Annotated in this window: 14 protein-coding genes, 1 tRNA gene and 1 CRISPR repeat array; of the genes, 6 read left to right on the top strand and 9 right to left on the bottom strand. The window is 47.2% G+C overall.

All coding sequences use genetic code 11. The features are described 5' to 3' along the window. Positions 1–382: 382 nt before the first annotated feature. The 8 genes from ACFO1S_RS23410 to ACFO1S_RS23375 form a co-directional block, all read right to left on the bottom strand. Complete coding sequence (locus ACFO1S_RS23410) at positions 383–1,540, bottom strand: cysteine desulfurase family protein (RefSeq protein WP_204605067.1); 1,158 nt, start codon at positions 1,538–1,540, stop codon at positions 383–385. A gap of 4 nt (positions 1,541–1,544) precedes the next feature. Next, positions 1,545–1,919, bottom strand: a complete 375-nt coding sequence (locus tag ACFO1S_RS23405) for a DndE family protein (RefSeq protein WP_204605066.1) — start codon at positions 1,917–1,919, stop codon at positions 1,545–1,547. 3 nt (positions 1,920–1,922) lie between these two features. After that, positions 1,923–3,896, bottom strand: a complete 1,974-nt coding sequence (dndD, locus tag ACFO1S_RS23400) for a DNA sulfur modification protein DndD (protein WP_204605065.1) — start codon at positions 3,894–3,896, stop codon at positions 1,923–1,925. After that, a complete protein-coding gene (gene dndC / locus ACFO1S_RS23395) occupies positions 3,893–5,254 on the bottom strand; it encodes a DNA phosphorothioation system sulfurtransferase DndC (RefSeq protein WP_204605064.1) in 1,362 nt (453 codons plus the stop codon). Before dndC ends, dndD begins: the two co-directional genes overlap by 4 nt. A gap of 14 nt (positions 5,255–5,268) precedes the next feature. Next, positions 5,269–6,357 (bottom strand): DNA sulfur modification protein DndB, encoded by a 1,089-nt coding sequence (gene dndB, locus ACFO1S_RS23390; RefSeq protein ID WP_204605063.1) that lies wholly within the window; start codon positions 6,355–6,357, stop codon positions 5,269–5,271. A gap of 89 nt (positions 6,358–6,446) precedes the next feature. Then, the gene (locus tag ACFO1S_RS23385; RefSeq protein WP_204605062.1) at positions 6,447–7,295 is read right to left on the bottom strand and encodes an adenine nucleotide alpha hydrolase family protein; all 849 of its coding nucleotides are present in this window, start codon (positions 7,293–7,295) and stop codon (positions 6,447–6,449) included. A 393-nt stretch (positions 7,296–7,688) separates the two neighbouring features. Continuing rightward, positions 7,689–8,675 (bottom strand): HNH endonuclease, encoded by a 987-nt coding sequence (locus tag ACFO1S_RS23380; protein ID WP_204605061.1) that lies wholly within the window; start codon positions 8,673–8,675, stop codon positions 7,689–7,691. 103 nt (positions 8,676–8,778) lie between these two features. Beyond that, positions 8,779–8,866 (bottom strand) — tRNA-Leu (locus tag ACFO1S_RS23375). Between the two features lie 1,012 nt (positions 8,867–9,878). Further along, positions 9,879–10,371: a CRISPR direct-repeat array (repeat unit 32 nt; unit sequence GTCGCTCCTCGTGTAGGAGTGTGGATTGAAGC). 613 nt (positions 10,372–10,984) lie between these two features. On the opposite strand from ACFO1S_RS23375, the gene ACFO1S_RS23370 reads away from it, so the two are divergent. From ACFO1S_RS23370 to ACFO1S_RS23345, 6 genes are all read left to right on the top strand, one after another. Continuing rightward, on the top strand, positions 10,985–12,901 hold the full coding sequence (locus ACFO1S_RS23370; RefSeq protein ID WP_204605060.1) for a stalk domain-containing protein: 1,917 nt from the start codon (positions 10,985–10,987) through the stop codon (positions 12,899–12,901). A 250-nt stretch (positions 12,902–13,151) separates the two neighbouring features. Further along, positions 13,152–14,795, top strand: coding sequence for a helix-turn-helix domain-containing protein (locus ACFO1S_RS23365; protein ID WP_204605059.1), 1,644 nt, complete (start codon positions 13,152–13,154; stop codon positions 14,793–14,795). Positions 14,796–14,909: 114 nt separating this feature from the next. Continuing rightward, positions 14,910–15,911, top strand: coding sequence for an ABC transporter substrate-binding protein (locus ACFO1S_RS23360; RefSeq protein ID WP_204605058.1), 1,002 nt, complete (start codon positions 14,910–14,912; stop codon positions 15,909–15,911). A 203-nt stretch (positions 15,912–16,114) separates the two neighbouring features. Next, entirely contained in the window at positions 16,115–16,762 is a 648-nt protein-coding gene (locus ACFO1S_RS23355; RefSeq protein WP_204605057.1) for a hypothetical protein, read from the top strand. After that, the gene (locus ACFO1S_RS23350) at positions 16,755–18,461 is read left to right on the top strand and encodes a GMC family oxidoreductase N-terminal domain-containing protein (RefSeq protein ID WP_204605116.1); all 1,707 of its coding nucleotides are present in this window, start codon (positions 16,755–16,757) and stop codon (positions 18,459–18,461) included. The genes ACFO1S_RS23355 and ACFO1S_RS23350 overlap by 8 nt, the downstream gene beginning before the upstream one ends. Positions 18,462–18,597: 136 nt before the next feature. Next, entirely contained in the window at positions 18,598–19,578 is a 981-nt protein-coding gene (locus tag ACFO1S_RS23345; RefSeq protein WP_204605056.1) for a glycoside hydrolase family 43 protein, read from the top strand. Between the two features lie 77 nt (positions 19,579–19,655). On the opposite strand, the gene ACFO1S_RS23340 is transcribed toward ACFO1S_RS23345, so the two are convergent. Continuing rightward, positions 19,656–20,123, bottom strand: coding sequence for a GyrI-like domain-containing protein (locus tag ACFO1S_RS23340; protein ID WP_204605055.1), 468 nt, complete (start codon positions 20,121–20,123; stop codon positions 19,656–19,658). Between the last annotated feature and the right edge of the window lie 20 nt (positions 20,124–20,143).

Below are 20,143 nucleotides of genomic sequence, written 5' to 3'. Positions count from 1 at the left end.
ATCTAAACGTCCGCTTTGTATCAACCAGCACAGGTTAGCTACGTTATACTCAAGGCGGTTTTTATAAAAATCATCATAAAGCAACATAAGGTGTTCTTGCAGCCACTTATGTTCTTCGTACCCTTCTCGAATTCTTTCAATATCTTGAGGAGTTAATTTTGCACTAGTAATGAGACGAATCTTTCCCTCACGTCGAATAAACGGTTTCAACCCTTCTTTAACTCAATGATAAATCATCGAGTTAAAGAAGACGGCTGCTCTATCGTATGTAAAGGAGCGAGTGAGACAAGGAATATAAAACTCTTCTAAAAGATCATTTTCGCCAGTAACATACTGTTCTTTTAATTGTAACTCCTGTAAACTCAACTGCCTCCTACTACTACTAACTCTTAATCACTCGAAATTTCTCATACACTTTTTCAATCGCTTTTACTGAATTTCTAATGTCATTCACTTCAGTATATTTACCGAAAGACACACGAATAGTGCTTCGAATTTCGTCTTTATTCAGCCCTATAGCTGAAAGTACATGGGATGGCTTTGTCGCCGAGCAAGCAGAGCCAGCAGATACTGCTACATCACTGGCTAATGCTTTGATAATTAGCTCGTTGCTTACTCCGTATAAAGTCAGGCTTACAATGCCAAACAAACGATCTGATCCAAAATTATTAACTTTGAAACTAATGCTCGATTTCTGTAACTCTTCTATCAGAAATCGATAAAGCTTCTCTATATGTTTTATCGTAACAGAAAGGTCTTTATCAGCTATTTCAGCTGCTTTACCCATGCCTACTATGTTTGCGACAGCGCTTGTACCACCGCGTAGTCCCATCTCTTGCTCTCCTCCATGAATTAACGGGGTGATCTTAGGTAAAATACCATCTTTATCCCTCTTAATAACTGCCCCCCCAACTCCTTTAGGGCCATAAAACTTGTGGGCTGAGAACGATAACGCATCAACATTGACCTTGGAAAAGTTGATCGGGACTTTCCCTACTGCTTGTGTGGCATCAGTATGAAAAAAAATTTGACTTGAAACATTTTTGATTAAATTTCCAATTGCTTGAATATCCACTAATGTACCAATTTCATTGTTGCCCCAACCGATTGATACCAACGTAGTCTCTTCAGTAAGTGCGTTGCGAAGATCATCCAATTCGATCTGACCATTATCGTCTACCGATAGATACGTTACTTTGCAGCCTCGCTTCTCTAAAAATTTGCAAGTTGCTAATATTGAACTATGTTCAATCTGTGTTGTAACGATATGTGGATTCGTTTGTTCTGAAGCATCGACGATACCTTTAATAATAAAGTTGTTCGCCTCCGACGCTCCCGAAGTGATAATTAACTCATCCATCTGACATTTCAAGAACTTAGCTACCCGTTCTCTTGCATTATCAACAGCATTTTTTGTTTCTATAGCCTGTGTGTAGTATTTACCGTTTGGGTTCCCATACTGTTGTAATAAATAAGACTTCATATCTTCGTATACTTGCGGATCTATTGGTGTCGTTGCAGCATAATCTAAATAAATCATCCTATCACCCCAACTGTGCAAGTTGTGTAATCAATTTTTCAACATTACCTGCATACCGATAATGCTCAGACAACATAGGTATTCCCCTCTCCAAATGAGCCTTAAAATAGCTAGGAAAGTACTCATCATCAGATAGAGGATGCCCTGTATGTTCAATAATCATTGCCTTAAACAAAGCATCGAACTCCCCTGTAATTGTTGAGCGGTTAAACTCCAGTCCCGAATTGTCTCTATAGTTTTCAACGAGGATTCGTTCATCCGACCTTAAAGAGAGTGCCACTGCTAAGCGAACCAAAATATATGGCTGCAAATTTAACAGTTGCTGTAACGATTTGATTTCATTTTCAATCTTTCTCGATGTCCTAAGTCTAAAATTCATTTACTATGCTCCTCTTTGCTTCACTTCCGTTTTTCCTGTTTCATCGAGAAAATAAATGTCATATACTTTGGATACAACTGGCTTTAATTGCTGAATATCTTCCTTGGAGAACTCCGAATCAGTTGCAAGAACAATGGTCTGAAAAGGAGTTTGTGCCAAGAATCTGGATATAATAGCATTTCGATGATTCAAGTCCAACCTTCCCATTAATGTATCCAGAACTAGCGGCATTTGTCTTCCTGAGGTTGTGATAAATGCCTGGATAATTGCAAGAAGAAGTAATTGACGCTCTCCTGCTGACATGTACTGAGGTGGAATTTCTATACCCTGACTGCCAAATAACTTCAATTCGAAATTAGTTGGATTAATATCGACTTTATGAACATATTCTTTCTTCTGGATAAGGTTAGTGAATCGCCTGGTTATTTCTTCAGACAATTTTTGCACTTGTAATCGAAGTGACTGGGATTCGAAGTCCTTCATCAAGATTCTAATTTTTTCAGCTAAATTAACTACACTTTCATCGCGTTGACTTTCATTTAATTTCGCAGATATCTTTTCAAGTTGAAGTTCCAATTCAGCAATTTTGTCAGCATGTACACTTGCTTCTTCTAGTAGCTTTCTGCATAAAAAACTTTTTTCTGCTATTAATTCATTTGTTTTCTCAATTTCATTCCACTTATCTCGTAAAGCTGATTCTGCAATGCTTTTCTCTAGCTTTTTTCGATAAGACTGAATTTGACTGGTGTGCTGCGATATTGTCTTAAAATATTTCCTATAGATATCAGGATCACTGTTCAAGATTTCGTCTCTTTTTGTCAACAACTTTCTCAACTCTGTCTCTGAAACGTCATGCCAAAATTCATCTTGATCTTTCTCTGTTAAAGAATCGATCATATATGAAAGAAAACTCTCTGTTGAATCCTTCGCATTCAAATTGTTATATTTCCTACTCCATTCCTCGAGGAGATCTCTTCCTTTTGTTGCGATAATGTCATATGCCGCGTTCATCGTTCGGGCATATTTTTCTTTTTCAAGCCGCGCAACTGTTTTTCCTAGTACTGATGACGCGATTTGGAATGGCAGATGTTCAGCAATTTTTTCTTTGATAGTCTCATTCATTTTTGATCTACGCATTTCATTTTCTTTGATCTTTGCTTCAAGATTTCGCTGTTCTTCTGCCGATAATCCGCCATGCACTCTAAACTCATCAATTAAATTTTCTTTTAATTGCTTGATGATTTCAGTCTCTTGCTCTAGTATAGTAACTTGACCCAATAGATCATCATACTTCATTTTTACTTGCTCTAACTCATGTCTTGTTTCAATCTGAAGATGCTCATCAGAGAATATATTCTTCTGGTACGCATCTTTGTTAAACGAATTCTGTAGATCCACTTGCAACCGACTCACAATATCTAGTCCGAACATGTTAATCGCACCTTCTCGGAGAACGGTTGAAAAATCATTATTTCTCAAGATAGAATCGATACGTTCTCCATCAAAAAGGAAAAATTCCATTAAGGAAGGTGGAATAATCGACCGGATTCGTTCTTCTACTTCGAACGCTTCGGCTTTATCTAATAAAACTTTATTTCGGGTAATTAATTGATCTTCGTTAAGCTTTCCATTGATACTAATCCACCAACGCCGCTCGAGTTGAATAAGATCCAACGTTCTACCTGTTTTCCACTGAAAATAAACGGATATACCGAATTCTCCTTCAGGCGCTTCACTTCTGGCTATTCTATTAAATTTTTGCTTCACCATTTCTTGGTATTTTACATTCATGTTCTTAAGACCCCAAACAAAAGAACCATATAACCCTAGCTGTATTGCTTCTAATAGAGTCGTTTTGCCAGCACCATTATGCCCCATAATGATTGATACTGTCCGTTCCTTTTCTGGATCCAATTCAAACTCGTGTGTTCCTTTATATGGACCGAAATTATTTAGTACAATTTTTTTAATAATCATTCCAACACTTCCTCTGCGTTATCCACATGTAACCATTGTTCCCGAAGCATGGATGTTAACTCTTTCGTCATTCCGTGACGGTAAGAGTATCCAAGGTTCTTCCACTCTAAGTAAAGTAAGCGTTGAACAATCTCACTGGGAACTTCATATTGCTCACATAACGACCGCAATAAATCAGTTTGCTCTGGAGTCATGATTTCCCTCTCAGATCCATACCAGGTCAACTCTTGATTAAATATGTCTCGGTAAATTTTAAAAACACTATTTTCCCAATCGCCCGAGGTCGTCCACATCTCCTGAATCTTATATAATTCGTCCCGAGAAATAAGCTCATACGGCTGCCCTTCTGGAGTACGGATGTTTTTTTGTCTCTTCAATAATTCAGAAAGAATCTCTTTTCTCATTGCTAAGGTGAAAGGACCTAAGCCAACCCGACCTGGAGCAGGTGAATACACAGTTCCGTTTATTCTCTTTGTTTCTCGATGAGCTGGCACATCACGAATTTCAACTAGCCAGTTCCTAAAGTTGAGTAAGGGCCGGAGCCATTCTTCACCATTTTGAATAAAACCCTTGAGCGCTTTGTCCTCGGTAACTACAGTACAAACCCAGCAACCAAAACGGCTGTTTCCACATGAGGCTGTTGTTTTATCAACTACAAGCGGACACTCCGCATTAGAGTTCTGGTACAGGGCCATTAATTCATGATTGTCACTCCCCCAAGGAGAAGGAACTTGTAGTAAATAGGTCCAAACATCATCGGTTGTAAAATCACGTATAGGCGCATAGACGTACGCATTCGTCATTGTGGAATGCCTACTAAGGAGTCTGCCTTTCATTGTGTGCCGATTCATAACTTGAGCCCTTGTGGCGCTTTCCGACGATCGGACCCCGAGCAGAAGAATTACTTCACCATGTTCCGATACTTTCTCCATAATAAACCGATTTGCTGGTTCTATTTTCAGCCTATCGGTACACCAACGAAATTTTTGACGAGGACTTGGATACCCTTTTCCTATGAGGTTTACCCAGAACGTATTCTCTGGTAAAGGTTTAACTTTATCCGTTATTATTGGTAGCCCTTGTTTGTTAGCCTCATCTTCGATTTGCTTCAAAGTTTTACTTATATAATCGATAATAAGTGGTGTTTCAACCAGCGTATCCGATGAAATGATATATACTTTCTTTTGGATCGGCTGGTCTTTAGAAAGGCTACGCAATGCATTAAATACTAATTGGACAACGGCCGTTGAATCTTTGCCACCGCTGTAACCAATTACCCAAGGCCGTTCATCCTCAAGATATAACTCTTGTATTTCACGGGTTACTTCATCCAAATTGGACAAACTAAATAGATCCATTCTCTACACCTCTACTAGCTAAGTTTACTTTCATACTTTTGATCATCTTCGTTTAAAGGAATATTTAACTGCATCTTGATTTTGTTTGAGGTCAATCGAACAGACTCCAGACTGTTAGAAACCCTACCTGCATTCGATAAAGCTCGTCCTACCCATTGAGGGTTTGACTTTGTCCAGTCTATGCCGGAAAGTCCATCCAATTTAGAGAACGACGTATCTTTATGATCAAAATATAGTGACGCGGCGATTAAGCCAACAGCTTCTAAAAAAACACTAAATCCTGTAATATACGTGCTTCTTAGTTTTGCTGCGGCAAGTTCTTTCGCAGCAATCATTCTCCATTCTGGAATGGTCTGATAGAGTTTATCCCAGAAAGTTAGAGCCACCTCTACTTCCTCGACACTAACTGTCTGAGACTTCGTTTTCCGTAACAGGTTTTTCATCGTACTATAGATACTGCTTAACGTATATAATTTGGGTGATAATTGTGCTAATGTAGGTGATTCAGCGTCAACGAACTGCCTCAAAAAATGATTCTTGTGAACGATCTCTTTGGTTGCAAGAGCTAACGGATCCCTAAAATCATAGAGTATCCCAATCGAACGCGTAGTATTGACGGCATGTTTATTCAAGTCAGCAAACATCTGCTGGCTTCTTTGGAGTTTAGCATCCTTGAAGAAAACAACGGAAATCGTTTCGTCCCCGAACTCAGCTCGTTGCTTCAATGCTTCTTCAATAGCAGCTCTACGGTGCTGTCCATCATTAATCAAAAACCGTGCATCCATAGATACGATCAACTGCCCAATTTGGCTAGTGGGTCGGTCATCAAATGGAACAAATTTAATTTCTCCATCAATAGAAGCCGTCAACGAAGAGAAGACATACTCATCGGGATTCTCAATCATATACTGCGCTATGCTTGGAATACGAGACTTGTTTATTACCCGCTGAGACCGATACTCTGGCGGTACTTCTTCTTCGTCAAACATAAAAATTTTAGGAATCAATTTAAGTCTGCACATTGCTATGTAGTATTCTCTTCCAGCTTGGATACCTCGAACCGCTGGAAAAGAATACGTAAAGTCTAGGCTAGTATCTAACATAGTCCCTCCAACTACGTACGTAATTAATTTATATTACGTACATTATATCGCTTGGAGGCTATTTTGGAAAGCGTTGTCGAAAAATAGCCTTATACGCCGCAAACTCCATCACACTCATTTTCAAAACTGCTATTATCTTTGAGAAATTCTCCAAAATCAATAGTATCTATCGGCTGTAAACTTCGGTGTAAATACAATTCTCCTCTTATTTTAGAAAATCCATTTCTAATTTTTCGATCTAACTCTACTATTTGATCCCATTCACTTGGCAATTGTTCTTTGATTCGTCTCCAAGTCTTATCACTATGATATGGGCAAAAAAAACAGGACGACTTCGGCGGTAAAGGATATCCTCGATCCTTTAACCATGCCAGACAGTCGTCCCTGGTCATTTCTTTTTCAATTAATGGGTACTGGTTCGTTATCCATGAATGCCGCGATGATTTAACCCGTGTGATCTCATCAGTTGATATTCCAAACCACTGAGTTACTCTCACATTTTTAGGAACTCGCTGCTTGTAACGAAGTCCTATCAATTCTTCTCGGATTGCTTTGATAATCACATCGATCTTGTAATCTTGAGTACAGTACCTTCTTAAGATCGAAGGAGCTCCATGATCCGTCTTGACATAGAACGGTGGATTAGCAAATCTGGTAGTCTTTCCTTGGATAGTATTCAACAAGTCATCTTGCAAATTACCGTTATTGCATCTTAAGATCGGAAAGTCATACTTCTTGGCCTCAAGCTCTAGCCAATTAAGATACTGGTAGACTTCACGCGGCTCACATCCAGTATCTGCAAAAATTGCACATTGAGGCTTTTCAATAAACTCTCCATGCAAAGCCATCAATAACATTGTGGAGCTTTGAACTCCCGCCCCTAAACTAAGTACAGTAATTTGTTTAAATTGATTCCCTTGAAAGTTGCCCTCTTCCATTGTGATACACCCCGCCTCTCAAACTAATGACTTTGAGTCGTGTCGAGTGTACCGTCGATTTTCCCTGTCAGCAAGCTTAATTTCTTGCATTTAGCTCATTAATCATCTGTGAAAATCTTATTAAAAATGTTTCGATTGTATGAGGCTTATCACCTAAGTATTCTTTAAGTACCCCGATACCTCCATTGACGTATCTGTTCATTTCCTTTTGTCCTTCTTCATTTATTAGTCCTGAAAGTGAGTCGGAGTCAATATATTTAGACGAAATGAAATTTAAGTCATCATCAACACACAGTCATGCTTACATTGGAGATAGAATTTTTTCGCAAATAGCGTAAAATATAAACATCACATTCACAAACTCAGTTTTAAATTAAATTATCGCATCTTATGCTAGGTTGGCAGCCACCCATGTTGGTAGCCATTAACAACTACATACTTATGTAATTCTTTTAGCTTCTCAGCAGTATATGTTTTCATTTCTTCATCAAAGTTGTAATCATTCTCAATAAGTAATTGATTTCGGTCAATAATCTTTTCAAGGTATAGAGTATCCGCTATCTTATTGCTTTTAGAATTATTACAAGTTCTACATGCTAGAACCAGATTCCATAATTGATCGTTATGTATGAAGCTCCATGGTATAAAATGATCAACTTCAACAACTGTATTTGGTGTAAATTGCTTATTACAATAGAAACAATGATGACTGCCGTATTGCACTAGCATCTGACGATATATATTTAATAAAGATCTCAGTGAGATATTTTCAACATTCTTAATTAGATTTGCACATGAATCAGAACTGTTATTGCGCTGCAAAAATTTTATCAGCTCATAATTCGTTAAGCGAAATAAGACCTGCTGATGTGTCTGCATGAACGTTAAAACAACTGGATTGAATTGCATATACTCCTTATTCTTGTCGAAACCAAAGAATTGGCCTTCCGTATCACCGTAAACTGCCCCAACAACATAACGTGTACCCGCCGCTTTTGCCTTTTTATAAGCTTCTTGTTGTACATGTAATGGTAATGCATCGAAAGAAATGCCATCTGGAATTTTATTTTTGTCTTTTATCGTAACCAAGACTTTTTCTATTAATGATTGACTATGACTGTTATCTGTCTGCTTCAAAGCAAATCTAACAACAAGATTCCAGTAAATACGTGTAAATGAACCGTAAATCTGGTCAAAATCAAGATACATATCAGAATCTGTATTATATAAATTCTCCAACAAAGACCTGATAAACCCATATTTATAGCTGGTTTGGTTTTTGGACTTTGAAGAAAACAAAACATTAAAGTACCGCCATATCTCATTCTCGGTCAGCGAGGTGATTTTTAATTCTCCTTTGTTTAACTTCCATCCCTCCATAAGCTAGCCTCCTACAGTTTAATTTTCACTCCACTCATCACAGTATACATGTCAAACAAAAAATAAACCCCTCGAATTTAATCGAAGGGCATCACTTTAGGTATGGTGCGGTCAAGAGGACTCGAACCTCCACAGGTGATTAGCCTATACGGACCTGAACCGTACGCGTCTGCCAATTCCGCCATGACCGCATATAAAATTGTGACTTGACTCTGTTCCCCGGTCGAGCTAATGTCGACACAAGAGCCGCGCTAAACTTTTTCCGCGCAAATCCTTTGGTAAAGCGAGCGCGTTAAACTTTGGCTCAAAATCAAGTGTTTGGTGCGCCGCGCATGAGTTTGACGCGGTGCGTTGAAAAGGAAAACGCAGTAACCGTGCGGCTTTATCGCCACTTGGCGCGTAAGACTCGAACCGCGCTAAAACCTGAAGCCAGCGCGTCTGCCAATTCCGCCATGACCGCATATTTCGATCGGATCGTTAACCGATCAGAATCATAATATAACACCTCATAGCACCATATGTCAACAACATATTATAATTTTTTTACGATGCAAGAAATGACAGCCGAGGCTCCAAACATTAGAGTTACGCTATATAGGCGGGAGTTAGATTTCTTGCGAATTTCACTTCATTCTTTTAATCCCGATAATGCCAGCGATAAGACCGGAGAAACCAACTACGGAGAAGATGATTTTCAGCCACATCTGGGGCATAGCGATAGAGAAGCCTAGGCATAACAATCCGATTACAAGATACATCACGGGAGCATTGGAACGATTATTCAATGGAAGTACTCCTTTTCATTCTTCGGCAAACCAGGCCATGTCTGCGCAAGTGTTGTTTGCATTCATTATATCATTTCCATCACATTTAGAATCAAAAATTATGAGGTAAGCGTTCGATTCGCATGCACGAAGACGACTCCGCTTCTCGGTCAACTCGCTGCCTAAGAGATTGACTGCAATGGAACGGATTTGAGCTTTCGAACAAACGGAAGGAAATCTAATACAAAATATGCTATTCTAGCAAGTAAGAGTGCGAACCTTAAGCGCACATGATTTTCCTGGTAGATTCGCACTCCTTGTCCCGCTTGGAATTTCAGGTTTTCAAGGGTTTAGGCGATCTCTCTTTTGGCATATAGAAATGGGGTTCGCACTTTTGACCTCCGAATCCCTTGCTGTGTAAGGCCTTTAGAGGGCCGCTGTCGCCCCTAGTGTAGGAGTGTGGATTGAAGCTATTGATTCCTGCTCGGCATATTCCCTCCGAACGTCGCCCCTAGTGTAGGAGTGTGGATTGAAGCTTTCTTGGCGCTAAAGGCACGACGTTGTGGATACGTCGCTCCTAGTGTAGGAGTGTGGATTGAAGCCGCCTGCAATTCCTGGAGCGCCAGCGAATTTTTCGTCGCTCCTAGTGTAGGAGTGTGGATTGAAGCTTACAGGACCTTTGCAGCAAAGAGGGCTTAGCCCGTCGCTCCTCGTGTAGGAGTGTGGATTGAAGCCGCAACCGTTCCATTTCAGTTTTATGCTCATCGCGGTCGCTCCTCGTGTAGGAGTGTGGATTGAAGCTTGAAGCTACTGGATTCGTCAATGACGACCATATGTCGCTCCTCGTGTAGGAGTGTGGATTGAAGCCTTAAGACGGCCCACGAATACGGCGCCCCGCAGGTCGCTCCTCGTGTAGGAGTGTGGATTGAAGCCTCAACCTCATTTTTCTTTCTGTTCACCATTGCAACAGTTTATAATAGAGATAATTCATCCCTTTAGTGCAAACCCCAAGCTCACACGATTTTCCTAAGGGATTCGCACCTCTTGCTGTACAAGGGTTCGCGGCCTTTCATAGAATTTGCCTGTTTCCCTATGTCAAAAAAATCGTTTCGCACTTTTGTACCTCAAAGCCCTTGTCTGGCAAGGGCTCACAATGTTCGCTGTCGCTCCCTACGCGGGAGCGTGGATTGAAACAAGCTTATCAACGTCATCAAACGATCCTGATCGGCGCCGCTCCTTCCGCAGAAGCCTAGACTGAAACTACCCATAGGTATCAGCCTAGGAGTTTTTATCCAACCGCTCGAAGCGCGTCAATCAAACCTTCCTCTCCCGTCCCCAGTGACGAGCCTGACTTGTCCTTTCGCTCCCCTTGAATCAACCCATATAAGCCAAATATGCCGTTTAACCTCCCCCTAAGTTGGTTCAATTCCTTTCCGCAACAATGATGCCGAAACTTGTCGTACAATGGGGGATTTTGGATAGACGTACAGCTGGAACCTTGGTATGTTTAATAGGAATTTCATTATTTGGAAGAGGTGGATTCTCTTGAAACGCAGTTTAATCACCGTACTTATTTTAAGCATAGTCATCGCGGCCGGATGGGTTCCTGCAGCCGGAGTCGCATCCGCGCAAGCCACGGGCCAAGCTCCCCGTATCCTTTCCGTCTTAAGCAATGGTGCGCTGCTGGCGGATGACGGCACGGTCTGGTTGACGGACTCCTTTGGCAAATTAACCATGCAGACCCGCTCGCTGGGGATTCAAGCAATCTCAGGCTCCACGTACCAGGGCATCGGCGTTCTTCCCGACGGCTCGCTGACAGCCTGGACGGATAAAGCAGATTACGGCAAGATCGCGAGCGCATCAGATGTTAAGCAAGTGTCGGGGAGTCATTGGCTCAAGCCGGACGGCTCCGTGTGGACTTACAGCTTACAGACCGGGAAGCCCGAACAGGTACAGGGCTTATCCGATGTCTCCCTGATGGCGGTCGGCAACCGCTATGCAGGCTTAGTGAAATCGAATGGCGATATCGTGTATAAGAGTGATAGAGGAACTCCCGTCGTATGGGGAAAGGTTTCGAACGCGGGCGATGTGGCCGATGTTCAGGTTTCCGAATCGGTCATCGCAACTTTGCTGCGTGACGGGCAGGTCGTATTTTACAACCTCAACTACTTCGAAATGAACGACGGCCCGAATTACCTGAAGCCTATACCTGTTACCGTCGCTACCGATGCGAAGAACATCGCCCTCGTCAGCGACAAAGCTTTGCTTATCGTACGTAAAGACGGCTCCGTTGCGCTCAACAACCCTTTCGAATCGCGAAATGGCAAAATGGCGACCTCCGAGCTCGCAGGGGTACGGGGAGTTGATCGGGTCGTATCGGCCGACAACGAATATCTGTTCTACGCTCGACTGGATAACGGCGATTGGATCGCATACGACCGGGACGGCACGACGGACACGCTGTCGCTTCCGTATCCGCAAGAGCTCGCGGTGTCGCTGGATCGTACGAAGGTGCAGGTGGGCGAAAGCCTGAAGCCGCAGCTCGTGTTGAAATACAACACCGGCACTAAGAAGAGCCTGGGCGGTAAAGACGTGCAAGTCTCCATCGATAAGCCGCATCTGCTGAAGCAGCAAGGGGACGGAACGTGGAAGGCGCTCGCCGTAGGAGAAACGACTGTTACGATAACTGCCGCCGGATTGTCGAAGACTCTGACTGTCGTTGCTTCTCAGAGCAAAGCCCTGCAAGGCGGCAAAACGATCTCCGGCGTAACCATGCTGCCGATGAAGTCCGTCTTTCAGACGCTGGGCGGCACGATTGCCAGCGACGCGGCGACCAAGAGCCATACCATTACGGTCGGTAAAACCCAGATCAAGCTGAAAGCAGGCAGCAAGGCCGCGACCGTGAACGGCAAGAACGTAACCCTGAAGGCCGCGGTGCGAAGCGAAAACGGCCAAACCTACTTTCCGGCGGATTTGCTGAGCGCCGCGCTGGGAGCCAAGCTGACCTGGAAGCCGGCTACGCAAACGCTGACCATCGCCTTCGGTCAGGCTTCGATGAGCGTAAGCACCTATCAGTCCGGACAAACAACCAAGACAGCCAGCGGACTTTATGCCGTCGCCGGCACAGGCAAATACGCCGGCTATAAGCTGCTGAAGGGGCACCCTTACGAAAGCACGACAGCGATCTACTTCAAGCAAAGCGGAACGATAACCTCATCCATTCTCGTCGACGTACGCAAGGTTGATCTCAATCGCAAGATTACTTGGGTCGACCCTTACGGCATCAAGCACACCAACACGGTTGGCGAGCTTCGGAAACTCTTCGCCGACGTCAGCAATCAATATACGAGCGACTGGCTGCTGGCCACATTCGGCAGCGTCTACACGGATTATTTCCCCGAGAACGTGCCGTCCGATCAATTGATCGAACAATACCTGCGGGAAACCGGACAAATCCAGTAATAATCGTAGATCAGTAACGGCTCATCTAGAGATGCAGGGTTATCCTTGCATCTCTATTGCGTTGCTAAGAGACTTTATAGATCAGGAAACACCGCTCTGCCATGCGTTCGGCAAATCACCCTTTCGGAGCTCCCACAAGCGATTGCTTCCAGCACCGATTTCACCTATGATAGGATAATCCTTGTCATCCAAAGAAAACCGGCTCCTTGTTCATGCTTAAGGAATGTTAATCGGAAAAGGAGAACGATCTATGCCGGAACAACAAGAGCGATATCCTCAAAACCATGAGCAGCAGGCCGATACGCTGTTTCGCCTGCTGGATGCCCATGCCTTCTTTATATACATTGAGCCCGAAGCTACAAAACAGTTTTCCGAATGCTGGACACTTCTTCTTATTCATAGCGGCGAAGGGGTATTGGAGACAGATGGATGCCTGCTCCCTCTCCATCGCGGACAATCGGTTCTGCTGAAGAGCGGCCAGTTGTTCAAGCTGAACGCCTTGCCAGGCAAGGCGCTTGCGGTTGCACGTATCCGCTTCGAACGACTTCGATACTCGGGCCATCGTGGACAGGATCGGTTCTTTGTGCAAGAGCGGGAGTGCGAATGGCTTCCTATCGGCAAGCTTTCTGGAACTTTCTATTACAAAGCGCGTCCGCTCGTCGAACGGCTCTGCTCGTTGTCGGAAGCGAGATCGCCGCTGAATGAGCTTGAATGCCATCTGGCGTTTCATCAGTTGCTCGCCATGCTTCCCGCGGACCGACATGCCGAAGATTCGGCCAATCAGAAGGAAGCTATCCGAAGGACGATGAGATACATGACCGAGCACTATCATCAGCCTGTATCCCGTGATCGGCTTGCAGCGGTAGCAGGCATGAGCCTGTGGCATTTTTCTCGCAAATTCAAGGAAGCAACCGGGGTGAGTCCCTCCGAGATGCTGAAGCGAATACGTATAGACAAAGCCAAGGAATTGCTGCTTCTGCAAGGGAAAAGCTCCATCCGGGAGATTGCGGTCCTTTCCGGCTTTCAAGATGAAGCCTACTTCCGAAGCCGATTCAAGGAGACGGTCGGCGTTCCTCCCGCCGATTATCAGACGCGCAAGCGCGAGAAGGCCGCAGTGCTGAGCTATCATTATGCCGCACACATGCTGGCTTTGGGAATTACCCCGTTTGCCGCCTACGTGGATCCTCGTCGCGATGGTTCCAGGACGCGGTTCCATGAAAGCATAAGCTGCCATCTCAGAAAAGAGCAGCATCCCGATCCTTCAAGCTGGCAGCAAAACCTGCAATTACTTGCTCGCGCCGAGCCCGAAGTCATCTTGTGCGATGAACTGATCGACGAAGCGGTACTGGAGCGCTTACGGGAGATCGCCCCCTTAAAATGCATTCCATGGATGCAGTTGGAATGGAGACAGCATTTTATGGAGATCGCCGAGTTCATGAACAACCGAAAAAAAGCCGAACACTGGCTTCGCGTCTATGAACGACGGGCCAAGGAGGTTCGCATGTCCGTTCAGCGCAGGCAAGGTTGTCCGCGGACGGCGCTGCTGCATATAAATGAAGGAAAGCTACTGGTGTACGGACGCCGCAACGGCGGCGCGGTTCTGTTCGAAGATTTGCGGCTCCCCCCGGCATTTGAGGTTCATCCTTCAAGAGTGTGCAGAGAGATCGGCTTGCAAGAACTGATCGAGGGCGAAGCCGAACTTATGCTCGTCGCAATCGACAAGTCCGCAGTTTCTGAACGACTCTGGAGAAGATTGCAGACTGAGCCACAATGGAACCGCATACCGGCCGTCAACAAGGAATCCCTGTACATCGTGCCGGAAATTCCTTGGTTGGAATACGCTTCAGTCAGCCATCTGACACAGCTGGAATGGGCATCCGCAAGCTTGAGTTAGTCTGCTGTCCGCGCACAATTGCCTAAATTGAGTACGCACAATACTCTATAGTGACGCCGATGTTTCTCGTGGTATGATTCAAATGAGAATGATAATCAACATCGGAGGAATACCATGACCAGATTTAGAAACATCTTGTTGTCCGTCCTTACACTATCCGTATTCGGTTTGCTTGCGGCAGCCTGCAACAATGCCTCAACTGGAGAGCCGTCTGTGCAGCCTAGCGTCGAAATTTCCCAATCCGCAGAATCAAAAGAAAGTGCTGCTCCATCCGCCGAACAGACAAGAACCGTCCATGATGCCGTCGGCGATGTCGTCATTCCCGCCAACCCCGAGCGTATCGTCGCTCCTTATGTGGAGGATGCGTTGGTATCCCTGGGCATTACGCCGACCATGCAATGGTCGCTAGGCAGCTATGTTCAAGACTATCTTCAGCCTTACCTAAAGGATGTCCCCTTCCTGGACTTTACGGATGGTCCCAATCTGGAGGCATTGCTTGCCGCAGACCCGGACCTCATCGTGCTCTATACGACCAATCTTGCCAAAGACGGAGGTTATGAGCAATTCAGTAAAATTGCGCCAACCTATGCTTTTGAAGACGCTACGGTCAGTTGGAAAGACACCTTGAATACGCTTGGCGACATCGTAGGAAAGCAAAAGGAAGCCGATGCTGCTATTCAGGCATACGAGGACAAGCTTACGGAAGCCAAAGCCGCTTTGAAGCCGTATACCGAGGGCAAAACGTTCGCCGTTATCCGCATCAAGCCCAAAGAGTTTTTGCTAATGGACGGCACCTACTACAGCGGCCCCGTGTTATACCAGGATCTGGGGTTGAAGCCGCATCCTCTCATTAAAGAACTGAGCTGGGACTACAACTATCCATTTTCTCTTGAGCTCCTGCCCGATCTGGATGCGGACTATATTTTCCTCCTCGTACAAGGGGAAACCGCAAGAGATAAGGCGAACGAGCTGCAGAACAGCTCCCTCTGGCAGGATCTGCCCGCTGTGAAGAACAATCATGTGTTTGAAGTAGACATCAGCTACTGGATGGCAGCCGGTGCGATTGCCCACAGCAAAAAAGTCGACGACGTAGTCAGGCTGATTACACAGCAATAACGATCGGTTCGACACTCGATTGGCTATAGAAGAGCATAATTAGAACAAGGGTCCGCCATAGGGCCCTTGTTTTTTCTTGCAGATATCCAGTGCGCAATCAGAACGGTCGTCCCCACATGATCCATAGCGACGAGGCATATCGGACGACCGCTGCCGAATAGGCTCCAATGATCAGAAGCTTTCGCGCAAGGAGGCGATTTCAGATGCATCCTGCTATCGCATATGCGGCCAACGCGGATGCGTACACGTTCCAGACGTTTCGCGCGCTCGTCGATGCGATTGTGCCTTATACGCCCGCTATGGCCGTGCTGGGAGCGGAGCAGCCGATCGGCGCCGTCCAGCTCACCGTTCACGAGTATATGATCTGGGAGCTGGATCATAGCCTGACGCTTGTGCTCGGCGCTTATCCGGAAGCCGTGCCACTGGCCGCTCCCACCGCCGGATTGCTGAATGCCGGGGCGGTTCAGCTTGCGGCCTCCGGACAGGTCAAGTATGCGGCGCCGGGCACAGTCCCGTTCGCCTCCTTCTCTCCCGAAGATCGCATCCGCACGCTGGCCGGGCTCGAAAACCTGCAGATCGATCTCGGGACGCTGCCGCCCCCATACCGCAATGACGGCGGACTCGTCAAATACGCCGTCGATTTTCTCAATCGCCAAACGATGTTCGGAAATTACTCGGAGTGGCCTGCATACGGAGCAACCCGGCTGGCCGCGCCGACCGAACGAAGGCTGGCGTATTTTCCGATAGGCTGGTTGCAGGCCGGTTATCCGGGGGTATCCAAAGGCTATCGCGCATTTCGGGGATACGAGCTGACAATTGTACGGGAAGGAGGCGGATGCTGCATTGTATGATGCGGATGTCATTGTCGTCGGGTCCGGCGGCGGAGGCGCGGTCGCGGCCAAGGAGCTCGGAGAGGCCGGGCTGAAGGTGCTCGTGCTGGAAGCCGGCCCTTTCTATGGAAACAAGCAGTGGCAAGAGCCCAATCGCGAGCGCGGCGGAGAATGGAGCTCCAGCTACGACGATCTGGATGTGGGCATCTACAAACGGGTCTTTAACATGTACGAAAATAATATGAACGATGTCGTATCCGGCGTGTTCCGCTTCGGTCCAGCGGACCGGCGACGCTCCCCATGGCATCGGGTGATGCGCCAGAAGGGCGACATATGGCAGGCGGCTGGGGTCGGAGGAACGACGCAGCACTACTGGGCGCAGTCGCCGCGCGCCTTCCCCTCTGCGGTCGACGGCGTCTGGCCGATCGGATATAACGAGCTGATTCCGTATTACGAGAAGGTCGAAGCCACGCTTCCCGTCCAGTTCTCGCCGACAACGCCTAAAGAGGAGCTGTTCTATTACGGCGTCCGTAAAGCCGGATGGGAGCTGATCCCGACGCTGAACGTGACAACGCCGGGCTATCGGCCGAACCCCAACGCCATCCTTCCGGTCAACCCTCGCCTGATGGATGAGCGCTATTCGATGGAACAATTGTGGAATATGGAAGGCTGTACCCTGCAAGGCCACTGCGTCAACGGCTGCACCGCAGGTCCGTCGGTGGACAGGATCGCCAAGCGCAGCACCTTGGTCAGCTATGTCCCGTTGGCGCTCAAAACGGGTAACGTAGCGATCCGGCCCAACTCCTTCGCTGTAGGCCTGTTGACGGAGCAGCATCCGCAGGAAGGCTTGCGCGCAACCGGCGTTCGATTCAGAGATACGTGGACCGGGGAATTTCACGAGTTGACGGCAAGAACGGTTGTGCTCGCCGGCGGCTGCATAGAGACCCCGCGGCTATGGCTCAACTCCGGTCTGCCTTATAATGCCTGGGTTGGCCGAGGACTTACAAATCATTGCTTCGATTGGGTCGGCGGCGTATTCGACGAGCAGGAGCTGATGCGCATTCTGGGACAGCCTGCCGTATTTCCGTATGTCGGCCATACGTCCGGCGCCCGGGTCGACATACCGGGCACGGGCATTTTCCAGGTTTCCTGTCTCAGTCCGGGCTTGATGTCCTTCCTGACCTATGGCTTTAGCGAAGCGGGCTACGATGCTCTGCGCGCGCCCGAGCCGGGAGAGCCGTGGGACATTCGGGGTCGCGTGGTTGGCCCCGCGCTGAAAGAGTTGATGCGGAACTATGCCCGCACCATGACCTACCTTCTCCTGACGGACGACGAGACATTGCATCGCAACCGGGTGGAGGTCGATCCGGTGCTGAAGGACGAGAACGGACCGATTCCGGTCGTCCATTACACGCCAAGTCCGAAAACGCTGCAACGGCGCGATCGGCTCGCCCGCTATGCATGCGAATCGCTCAAGGCGGCCGGGGCCAGAACGATCATCCGTTCCGATACGCCCTTCAGCTTTATGCTTCATATGGAAAGCACGATGAGAATGGGTTACGTAGTCGACACCAATTGCGAGGCTTATCAGGTCAAGCGCCTGTTCATCGCCGATAACAGCGTTCACTTCAACGGAATCGGCGGCCCGAACCCGACGCTGACGACGCAGGCGCTCGCGACGAGAATGTCGGAAAAGCTCGCCTGTCTCTATTTTTCTTAAGTGTCCTCTCCTATCGCCGGGCCAAATTCTATAATTTGCAGGGGTAATCCCCTTACTTTCATAGGTTTCAAGCGTTTTGTCTCTTTGATAAAATTAATGAGGCGTTTTCATGAACCCTACAAAAGGAGCCCCAGAGATGACAAAACCCAACGAGCCGCTCGTCACCCACATCTATACCGCCGACCCTTCCGCCCACGTGTTCGAAGGCAAGCTTTACATTTACCCTTCCCACGATCTGGATCACGAGATGATCTCGAACGATAACGGCGATCAATACGATATGGAGGATTATCACGTCCTGTCCATGGACGACGTTTCCTCTGCCTGCATCGATCACGGAGAAGCCCTTCATCTCAGGGATATCCCCTGGGCAACAAAGCAATTGTGGGCGCCGGACGCTGCATACCGGAACGGCACCTATTATTTGTTTTTCCCGGCCCGGGACAAAGACGATATTTTCCGAATCGGCATCGCCACCTCGGCTTCTCCTTCCGGTCCCTTCAAAGCCGAAGCGGACTATATCCCGGGAAGCTTCAGCATCGATCCGGCGGTGTTCGTCGATGAAGACGGCAGAGCGTACGTCTACTTCGGCGGATTATGGGGCGGTCAGCTGGAGAAATGGCAAAGCGGCACCTTCGACCCCGATGCGGAAGGTCCGTCGGCGACAGAGCCCGCGCTTGGCCCGCAAGTCGCGGAATTAAGCGACGATCTGCTCTCTTTCAAAGAGCCGCCGCGGGAAATTCGCATCGTCGATGACGAGGGGCAGCCTCTGCTTGTCGGCGACGAGGACAGAAGATATTTCGAAGGTCCTTGGATGCACCGCTGCAACGGAATCTACTATCTCTCCTACTCGACCGGTACGACGCATCGGATCGTGTACGCTACGAGCGACAACCCACTCGGGCCATTCGTCTACAGAGGAACGATACTGACGCCGGTCCTCGGCTGGACGACGCATCATTCCATCGTGCAATTTCAGGACAGATGGTATCTGTTCTACCATGACAGCTCCTTGTCCGGCGGAGCCGACAACAAGCGCAGCGTGAAGTACGCCGAGCTCTTCTACAACGAGGACGGTACGATTCGAACGATCGATCCGTACCCGGATCAAGAGTAGCGCAATCCGCCCTATAGATGAAATACCCGATTCGGCTGGAAGAAGCTTAAGCCGAATCGGGTATTTCGCGTGAATGCCTAGAGAGGCAAATAAATCTCGATCTCGCTTTCCGCTTGCTCAAGCGAGTCCGTCTTAGGCCAATACTCAAAGTCGAACGGCCGACAATCGCACAGCCCCTGCTCCCGAATGGAGTCGTAGGTCAGGTCGATTTCGGACTCGGGTCCTTGATGCGTAACCTTCACATAAGCTCCGGCCGGCAGCGTATGCCGAACGAATTCTTCGGGAACCGAAGCGAAATCGCTCACGGCGATCCCGACGATGCTGTCGAAAGGAACCTCGGGCGTCCACTCCTCCGCCGGGTACACCTGGACCAGATACATGCCTTCCGTCTCCCCGGGATGGCCCATCTCGCGCAGCCTGTCCCGGAGCTTTCCCCGTAGCGCTCCGATGATTCCCGTTGCCAGATCTTGATTCAACGAAGCCGTGACCGAATACCCGATCAGCCTCGTCTCCGCTCTGTCCACGGTTTGCGGTTTATTGCTCATTACGGCACAGCTCCTCTGCC

The organism is Cohnella boryungensis, from assembly GCF_042651945.1.
GTDB lineage: Bacteria > Bacillota > Bacilli > Paenibacillales > Paenibacillaceae > Cohnella > Cohnella boryungensis.
This window is presented reverse-complemented; position numbering and strand designations above follow the sequence as displayed.

Excerpts from the sequence above, each read along its gene's own strand:
- ACFO1S_RS23385 (WP_204605062.1), bottom strand. The coding sequence starts at position 7,295 with ATGGAAGAGGGCAACTTTCAAGGGAATCAATTTAAACAAATTACTGTA.
- ACFO1S_RS23410 (WP_204605067.1), bottom strand. The coding sequence starts at position 1,540 with ATGATTTATTTAGATTATGCTGCAACGACACCAATAGATCCGCAAGTA.
- ACFO1S_RS23360 (WP_204605058.1), top strand. The coding sequence starts at position 14,910 with ATGACCAGATTTAGAAACATCTTGTTGTCCGTCCTTACACTATCCGTA.
- ACFO1S_RS23405 (WP_204605066.1), bottom strand. The coding sequence starts at position 1,919 with ATGAATTTTAGACTTAGGACATCGAGAAAGATTGAAAATGAAATCAAA.
- ACFO1S_RS23365 (WP_204605059.1), top strand. The coding sequence starts at position 13,152 with ATGCCGGAACAACAAGAGCGATATCCTCAAAACCATGAGCAGCAGGCC.
- dndD (WP_204605065.1), bottom strand. The coding sequence starts at position 3,896 with ATGATTATTAAAAAAATTGTACTAAATAATTTCGGTCCATATAAAGGA.
- ACFO1S_RS23380 (WP_204605061.1), bottom strand. The coding sequence starts at position 8,675 with ATGGAGGGATGGAAGTTAAACAAAGGAGAATTAAAAATCACCTCGCTG.
- ACFO1S_RS23340 (WP_204605055.1), bottom strand. The coding sequence starts at position 20,123 with ATGAGCAATAAACCGCAAACCGTGGACAGAGCGGAGACGAGGCTGATC.
- dndC (WP_204605064.1), bottom strand. The coding sequence starts at position 5,254 with ATGGATCTATTTAGTTTGTCCAATTTGGATGAAGTAACCCGTGAAATA.
- ACFO1S_RS23345 (WP_204605056.1), top strand. The coding sequence starts at position 18,598 with ATGACAAAACCCAACGAGCCGCTCGTCACCCACATCTATACCGCCGAC.
- dndB (WP_204605063.1), bottom strand. The coding sequence starts at position 6,357 with ATGTTAGATACTAGCCTAGACTTTACGTATTCTTTTCCAGCGGTTCGA.
- ACFO1S_RS23355 (WP_204605057.1), top strand. The coding sequence starts at position 16,115 with ATGCATCCTGCTATCGCATATGCGGCCAACGCGGATGCGTACACGTTC.